This window comes from Anabaena sp. UHCC 0253, from assembly GCF_009712085.1.
Classification (GTDB): domain Bacteria; phylum Cyanobacteriota; class Cyanobacteriia; order Cyanobacteriales; family Nostocaceae; genus Dolichospermum.
On record NZ_VILD01000003.1, the window covers coordinates 427172 to 434144 of the forward strand.

Below are 6973 nucleotides of genomic sequence, written 5' to 3' on the forward strand. Positions count from 1 at the left end.
CGAACGCGGCTACACAAACAAAACCCACCTTCGTGGGTTATGAATTTAGTCCACGCAGGTGGACTTTGCTTGTTTAGTAGTGACTTCTAGTACAGTACGGCGTAAGTCAACCAACCATTAAGAATTCTCAAGAAGCTTGTGTAATATGCTTTTGTAATTTTTAATTTTTAATTTTTAATTCCGCCCTGCGGTACTAGTCGCCCAATATATCCTAAAAATACAAGATAAAAATTATGAACTTAAAAACAAGAACATCCCCAGAATTTACAAAACATTATTCAACAAGACTTGCAGATTATGTCACCGCTTTAGATTGGTCTTCTCAAGGGAAAAAATTAGCAGCTAGTTCTGCTGCTGGAGAAGTTGTTTTATGGGAAAATGGCGAATTAACAAGCTTACAAACTGCTACAGATAAAGCAATAAATTGTCTGGCTTTTTCCCATGATGGTAAATATTTAGCCATTGCTGGACAAGATGGAAAAGTAAAAATTTGGTGCGGAGATCAATTAATTAGCACTTTAGAAAATGCGCCTGTTTGGGTTGATCAATTAGCATGGAGTCCTACTCATAATCAACTAGCTTTTAGTTTAGGACGTTATGTGCAGATTTGGGATGCAGACACATCAGAAGTTATTGCTACTCTGAATTTTAATGATTCTTCTATTTTGGGAATTGATTGGCGTAAAGATGGCCAATATTTGGCTATTAATGGATATAAAGGGGTGAAAATTTGGTCTAGTCAAGATTGGGACGATGAACCATTTGTACTTTCCATGCCTACCGTTAGTATAGCGATCGCATGGTCCAGTGATGGTAAATATTTAGCATCTGGGAATATGGATCGGACTCTCACCGTCTTAGAATGGGAAAATCCTGATCCTTGGGTCATGCGTGGCTTTCCGGGCAAAATTCGTCAATTAGCTTGGTCAGACCTAAAAAGCCCCACAGGTGCGCCAATTTTGGCTGCTTCCAGCGTGGAAGGAATAGTTTTATGGGAAAAGTCTGAAGATGAATCGGTGGGCTGGGAAGCGCAAGTATTAAGCAATCATGTGGATATTATTAATGCGATCGCTTTTGCACCCCAAAGTGATATTCTCGCTTCTGCTGGTGCTGATGGTTGGCTATGTTTGTGGGATGAAAATCAAGAAGTATCACAGATTTTTACTGAGACTTCGGCAGGTTTTTCTACTCTATGTTGGCATCCTCAAGGACAGTTATTAGCCGCTGGTGGTGAACAAGGTGAATTAATCATTTGGTCAACTTGTTTGGGGAATACGGATTGAATGAACCACGTTCGCGGAGCGTCCCGAAGGGATAGGAACGAAGGACACGAAGGAAGAAAAGAAGAAGGAAGAAAAGAAGAAGATAGGAGAGATTGATTTTGTGTCTTTGTATTTTTTAATTACAGGATTTGGGATAAAAATTTCCTGGTTCTTTCTTCTTTGGGATTAGTAAAAAAGGTGTCGGGGGTGGAGGATTCAACTAATAAACCACTATCCATTAGCACTACTCTATCAGCAACTTCTCGCGCAAATCCGACTTCGTGGGTAACAACTACCATTGTCATTCCGTCATTAGCAAGATTTCGCATTACGTCTAAAACTTCTCTCACCATTTCTGGATCTAATGCTGATGTGGGTTCATCAAATAACATGATTTTCGGTTGCATTGCTAATGCACGGGCTATGGCTACTCGTTGTTGTTGTCCACCGGATAATTGTCCTGGATATTTTTGTGCTTGTGCTAAAATTCCCACTCTTTCTAATAATTGCATTGCTAATTCTTCGGCTTTAACTTTGGATGTTTTGCGGACATATATTGGTGCTAAGGTGATATTTTCTAAAACTGTTAAATGGGGAAATAAGTTAAATTGCTGAAATACCATTCCCACTTCTCGACGGATTGTTTCAATATTTCTTAAATCATGACTGAGGGTAATTCCGTCAATGGTAATAGTTCCTTGTTGATATTCTTCTAAGGCGTTAAATGTGCGAATAAAGGTTGATTTTCCTGAACCGGAGGGTCCCATTAAAACAACGACTTCTCCTCGTTCTACATTTAAACTGACTCCTTGGAGAACGTGAAATTTACTATACCATTTGTGAACGTTTTCAGCGATAATTATCGGTTTTGATTCTGTCATATATTCCTTTTGTGTAGTTTAAATTTTGAGAAATTTTAGTTTTCCTTGCGTCAACCCAACCTACGGGTAATTGGTGATAAAATCATTGTTATTCATCCTGTTCATCCTTTAATCCTGGCTATCCTGATTCTGACAGTTATTCCTTTTGTGTAGTTTAAATTTTGATAAATGTTGGGTTTCCTTGTGTCAACCCAACCTACGGGTAATTGGTGATAAAATCATTGTTATTCATCCTGTTCATCCTTTAATCCTGGATATCCTGATTCTGACAGTTATTCCTTTTGTGTAGTTTAACATTTGATAAATGTTGGGTTTCCTTCCGTCAACCCAACCTACGATATTAATTTTTTTTCTAATTTTTTAGCAGCTAAGGACATTGAATAACAAAATAGTCCATAAATCAAACCAATGAATAAATATACTTCTGCATATCTTCCTAAGAATTGTGGTTGTGCTAATATAGAACGTGCCATTCCTGTTAATTCTACTAATCCTACTAATGATAAAAGTGAAGTATCTTTAAATAAGCCAATAAATTGACCAACAATTGCAGGAATGACTGCGCGTAAGGCTTGGGGTAAGATGACTAATATTAATACTAAAGGTGTATTTAATCCTAGTGCTTTTGCTGCTTCTATTTGTCCTTTGGGAATTGCTTGTAGTCCCCCACGCACGTTTTCAGCCATGTATGCTGCACTAAATAATATTAGTCCGGCAATTCCTCTAATTAATCTATCTAAACGTAAGTTTGCTGGTAAGAATAAGGGTAACATGACTTGGGCTAAAAACAAAATACCAATTAATGGTAATCCTCTGAGAATTTCAATATAGAGAATAGAAAACCAACGCACTACAGGTAAATTACTTGTTCTTCCTAATGCGAGTAAAACTCCTATAGGGAAGGAAAGGACAATACTAATTATTGCCATTAATAGGGTAAGTAATAACCCATTCCATAAATTTGTAGATACAGGTTGTAATCCTAAACCACCACCAAGTAACCAAACAATTACGGGAAAAGATAATAACCAAATTAGAGAAATCCAAGGTGTGATAATTTGAGTAAATTTTTGACCAATTATCAAACCTGCAACTGTCAAACCTATTATTAATAGTAGGTATAAACGGCTTGCTAATGCTATGGGTAAAAGATACAATAAAATCCAAACGATAAAAGCAAAAATCATAAAATTGCGTTTTACGAATATGGCTTTTGTGGTAAATGCACCCCCAGTCAGTGCGGTTAAAGTTGTAGATATTCCCAAAATAACCCAAATCCGCCAATATAAACTTTGGGGAAATCTTCCTACTAAAAATAAATGTAAATTAACTTGAATTACTTGCCATTGTGCTTTAGTAATTAACCAAGTTGCAAATCCTTGAACTAGCCAAAATAGAAATATAAAACAAACAACAGTTAGTAAACTATTGTACCAATTATTAAAGAGATTTTTTCTAAACCAAGTTAGTTTAATCATCATAAAAATGTCAGTCTAATTAAGGTAAAAATATGCAATTAAATTCAAATCATGGGATAATTATTCATAATTTCTTGTTTGATGTCTTGCTTGAATTATGTCAGCGATCGCTTTTTTGCGTACATCTCTATCTGACAAATCTCCTGATCCTTCTAGTAAAAATTTGGGATAACCACCCATTCGTTCTAAAACTGTTTTAGCTGAAGTTGGATAATTGTTAATAGGTGTTTCTAGGGATGAAATAAATTGCAAGACAAGTGGGATTTGTTGATCGTTAAGGTTAGCGATCGCTTGCAAGAGTTCTTGGTGTGGATTGGTGGAGTACATAGGGATTAATTAGTATTGTGATGATTACAATTTTAGCAAATAGGAATAGAAAGCGGAAAGCGATTTATCTTTCTTTAATTTGCACAGAACGATTAAATAAATTCATAGTCAGGGAAATCATTAAACTCAAAGTGAGATAAGTAATCATAATTAACAGCATCACTTCCAGTGCTTTTCCCGTTTGGTTAAAAGTCGTAGAAGCAACAAAATAAATATCAGGATAACCGATAGCGATCGCTAAACTGGAATTTTTTGTTAAATTAAGATATTGACTGGTTAATGGGGGAATAATCACCCGCAAGGCTTGGGGAAAAATCACCAATCGCATTGCTAAACTTGGTTTTAACCCCAGTGATTTAGCTGCTTCTGCTTGTCCTTTTGGTACTGATTGAATTCCCCCGCGCACAATTTCCGCAATAAACGCACCTGTGTAAAAAGTCAACCCTAATAATAAACTGGAAAACTCTGGAGATAAGGTAAACCAAGGAAATTCAATTCCATTTTGGCTAAAATTAACCAAACCTAAAAAGGAACTTTTATTATCTGCTTTGGGAAAACTCAAGAAAACCGCAAAGTACCAAAATAGCAATTGTAATAATAATGGTGTATTCCGAAAAATCTCTATATAAACTAGACTAATTTTTCTGACTAACCAATTATCTGATAATCGCGCAATGCCCGCAGTAATCCCCACAATTGTGGTAAGAAAAATTCCCATTACTGCTATCCTGAGAGAATTAATTAATCCCACTAATAAAGCGTAATTATAAGCATCCGTTGGTTTATAGTTAATTAAGGTTTCACCAATATCAAAAGATGCTTGTCTCTTGAGAAAATTAAAACCGAATTGAATTCCTAATTGCTGTAAGTTTCGTCTGACATTTCCCCACAATATTAGAACTATAAATACTGCTAAAAATAAAACAAGTACCTGGATAGCACTTTGCCAAAACCGATGATCACGCCATAAAGGAGGTTTAGAATTAGTCATTAATAATTGGTAATTAGTCAGTTTTTAGTTGTCAATTGTCAATTATTTACCTAAAGGGTGGAGAATAAAGTAATCCTCCTTTTGTTCCTAGTTGATTTTGTCCACGGGGGAGATTTATATTTGTCTTTGTTCCCAAATTGCGATCATAAATTTCGCCATAATTACCAACTTGTTTAATTATTCTGGCAGCGAAATCATTTGTTAAACCAATTCCTTCCCCCAGGTTTCCTTCTGTTCCTAAAAAACGTTTAATATCGGGATCTTGACTATTTGCAAACTCGGCTAAATTTTGCGAATTAATCCCCAATTCTTCCGCTTTTATCAAAGAGTAAATAGTCCACGTAACTATATCACTCCACTGAGTATCACCTTTAGCAACTGCTGGCGCAAGAGGTTCGGAAGAAAGAACATCATCTAAAATAACGTTATCTTCAGGTTTAGCTAGGGTTGTGCGTCGGGAAACCAACGCCGAACGGTCTGTGGTTATAGCATCACAACGCCCTTCTGTATAAGTAGCAAAAGTAACATTCACATCTTCAAAAACAACGGGTTTATAAGTAATACCCTGTTTTCGCATTTGGTCTGCTAAATTCTGTTCAGTAGTAGTTCCAGTTTGCACACAAATAGCTTTGTCTTTCAGGTCTTTTACAGATTTAATATTGCTATTTTTGCGAACCATGACAGCTTGACCATCATAAAATACCACAGGTGCAAAATCTAAACCTTGGGCAGTAGCGCGGCTAAAAGTCCAGCTAGTATTACGACTGAGAACATCTACCTCTCCAGTTTGCAAAGCTGTAAACCGTTCTTTCGCATTGAGAGTGCGATATTCTACAGCATCTGCATTATCAAATACTGCGGCGGCGATCGCTCGACAAATATCAACATCAATGCCGCTATATTTGCCGTCAGTCCCTACAAAACTAAATCCTGGTAGTTCACCACTAATCCCACAAACAAGCTGGCCACGGCTTTTAATGCGACTCCAGAGAACGCGAGTAACTTGTCCTTGAGGACTATTGACGTTGTTCTGTGGTTCATCACTACAAGCACTCAGAGCAAAAATTAAGGGAATAATTGCAATACCAGATAAAATTACAGAGAATTTATTAAATTTCATAAGACCTCGCGGTAAGTAGGAAACTCAGCGGCTTTAGCCCTGAGAGGGAAGCGACACGAGCAGTTCGACAGGCTCACTGACCACGGTTTTAACCGCTGTGGTCATGAGAATGCTAGTTTTTGAATGGATATAATCCCAGGAACTAGCAAACCTGTTTAAGTCCCCTCGCCCAACTAATCCAAAATGTCTTGGCTTAACCCAACGACTGAACAAACAGTCTTGCAGATAATCCGATAGCGTAGCGTGGCGTAGCGTGGCGTAAGCCATACTAGGGAAGCATTCGGAAGTGCGTATCAGGATTAGTCTCAATGGGCTAGTCAAACACGTAAAGTTTGTTCTTTACAAGCTCAGTGGCTTTAGCTCTGAGTTATTGACAATCCAGTTTTTCACAATAACCCTAAAAAGGTAGAAGACAATTGCCAGATTTTTTGATATTGGTGATAAATATATCATCTGTAGGGGCGCAGGGTAATGCGCCCAAAAATATCGCTAACACCAATTCATAAGTGAATAATATGCCGAATTTTATCAACTCCCTTCTAGGTCGCCATCCAGAACGCATTAAAGCTAATGTTGAGATATACACTTGGCAAACTTGCCCCTACTGCATCCGTGCCAAAATGCTACTGTGGTGGAAAGGCGTTAATTTTACAGAATACAAAATTGACGGCGACGAAACAGCCAGAGCCAACATGGCCGAACGCGCCAACGGCCGCCGCAGCGTCCCCCAAATCTTCATTAATAATCAACATATTGGCGGTTGTGATGACCTGTATCAGTTAGATACAAAAGCTCAACTTGACCCCCTGTTATCTCAGTTGACAGATGACAAGTGACAGAGAAGAGGCAGGGAGCAGGGGGTAGGGAGCAGGGAGCAGGGAGCAGGGAGCAGGGAGCAGGGAGCAGGGGCAGGG

7 protein-coding genes are annotated in these 6973 nt (G+C 37.9%); 2 read left to right on the top strand and 5 right to left on the bottom strand.

The window, feature by feature from the left end:
* The first annotated feature begins 233 nt into the window (after positions 1-233).
* Positions 234-1283 carry a WD40 repeat domain-containing protein gene (locus FJR38_RS10185; protein ID WP_168536817.1) on the top strand — a complete coding sequence of 350 codons (1050 nt, stop codon included), beginning with the start codon at positions 234-236 and terminating at the stop codon, positions 1281-1283.
* Between the two features lie 119 nt (positions 1284-1402).
* Here FJR38_RS10185 and FJR38_RS10190 read toward each other — a convergent pair whose 3' ends face one another.
* From FJR38_RS10190 to FJR38_RS10210, 5 genes are all read right to left on the bottom strand, one after another.
* On the bottom strand, positions 1403-2143 hold the full coding sequence (locus FJR38_RS10190; RefSeq protein ID WP_168536819.1) for an amino acid ABC transporter ATP-binding protein: 741 nt from the start codon (positions 2141-2143) through the stop codon (positions 1403-1405).
* Positions 2144-2475: 332 nt separating this feature from the next.
* Entirely contained in the window at positions 2476-3621 is a 1146-nt protein-coding gene (locus tag FJR38_RS10195; RefSeq protein WP_168537224.1) for an amino acid ABC transporter permease, read from the bottom strand.
* A 60-nt stretch (positions 3622-3681) separates the two neighbouring features.
* Positions 3682-3948 carry a hypothetical protein gene (locus FJR38_RS10200; protein ID WP_174763949.1) on the bottom strand — a complete coding sequence of 89 codons (267 nt, stop codon included), beginning with the start codon at positions 3946-3948 and terminating at the stop codon, positions 3682-3684.
* Between the two features lie 64 nt (positions 3949-4012).
* Positions 4013-4939, bottom strand: a complete 927-nt coding sequence (locus FJR38_RS10205; RefSeq protein WP_168536821.1) for an amino acid ABC transporter permease — start codon at positions 4937-4939, stop codon at positions 4013-4015.
* Between the two features lie 46 nt (positions 4940-4985).
* A complete protein-coding gene (locus FJR38_RS10210) occupies positions 4986-6059 on the bottom strand; it encodes an amino acid ABC transporter substrate-binding protein (protein ID WP_168498081.1) in 1074 nt (357 codons plus the stop codon).
* A gap of 515 nt (positions 6060-6574) precedes the next feature.
* Here FJR38_RS10210 and grxC point away from each other — a divergent pair.
* Entirely contained in the window at positions 6575-6895 is a 321-nt protein-coding gene (grxC, locus tag FJR38_RS10215; RefSeq protein ID WP_168498083.1) for a glutaredoxin 3, read from the top strand.
* Positions 6896-6973 lie beyond the last annotated feature (78 nt).

Bases quoted from the DNA above. Each gene is read 5' to 3' on its own strand.
- FJR38_RS10210 (WP_168498081.1), bottom strand. From the start codon at position 6,059: ATGAAATTTAATAAATTCTCTGTAATTTTATCTGGTATTGCAATTATT.
- FJR38_RS10190 (WP_168536819.1), bottom strand. From the start codon at position 2,143: ATGACAGAATCAAAACCGATAATTATCGCTGAAAACGTTCACAAATGG.
- FJR38_RS10200 (WP_174763949.1), bottom strand. From the start codon at position 3,948: ATGTACTCCACCAATCCACACCAAGAACTCTTGCAAGCGATCGCTAAC.
- FJR38_RS10185 (WP_168536817.1), top strand. From the start codon at position 234: ATGAACTTAAAAACAAGAACATCCCCAGAATTTACAAAACATTATTCA.
- grxC (WP_168498083.1), top strand. From the start codon at position 6,575: ATGCCGAATTTTATCAACTCCCTTCTAGGTCGCCATCCAGAACGCATT.
- FJR38_RS10205 (WP_168536821.1), bottom strand. From the start codon at position 4,939: ATGACTAATTCTAAACCTCCTTTATGGCGTGATCATCGGTTTTGGCAA.
- FJR38_RS10195 (WP_168537224.1), bottom strand. From the start codon at position 3,621: ATGATTAAACTAACTTGGTTTAGAAAAAATCTCTTTAATAATTGGTAC.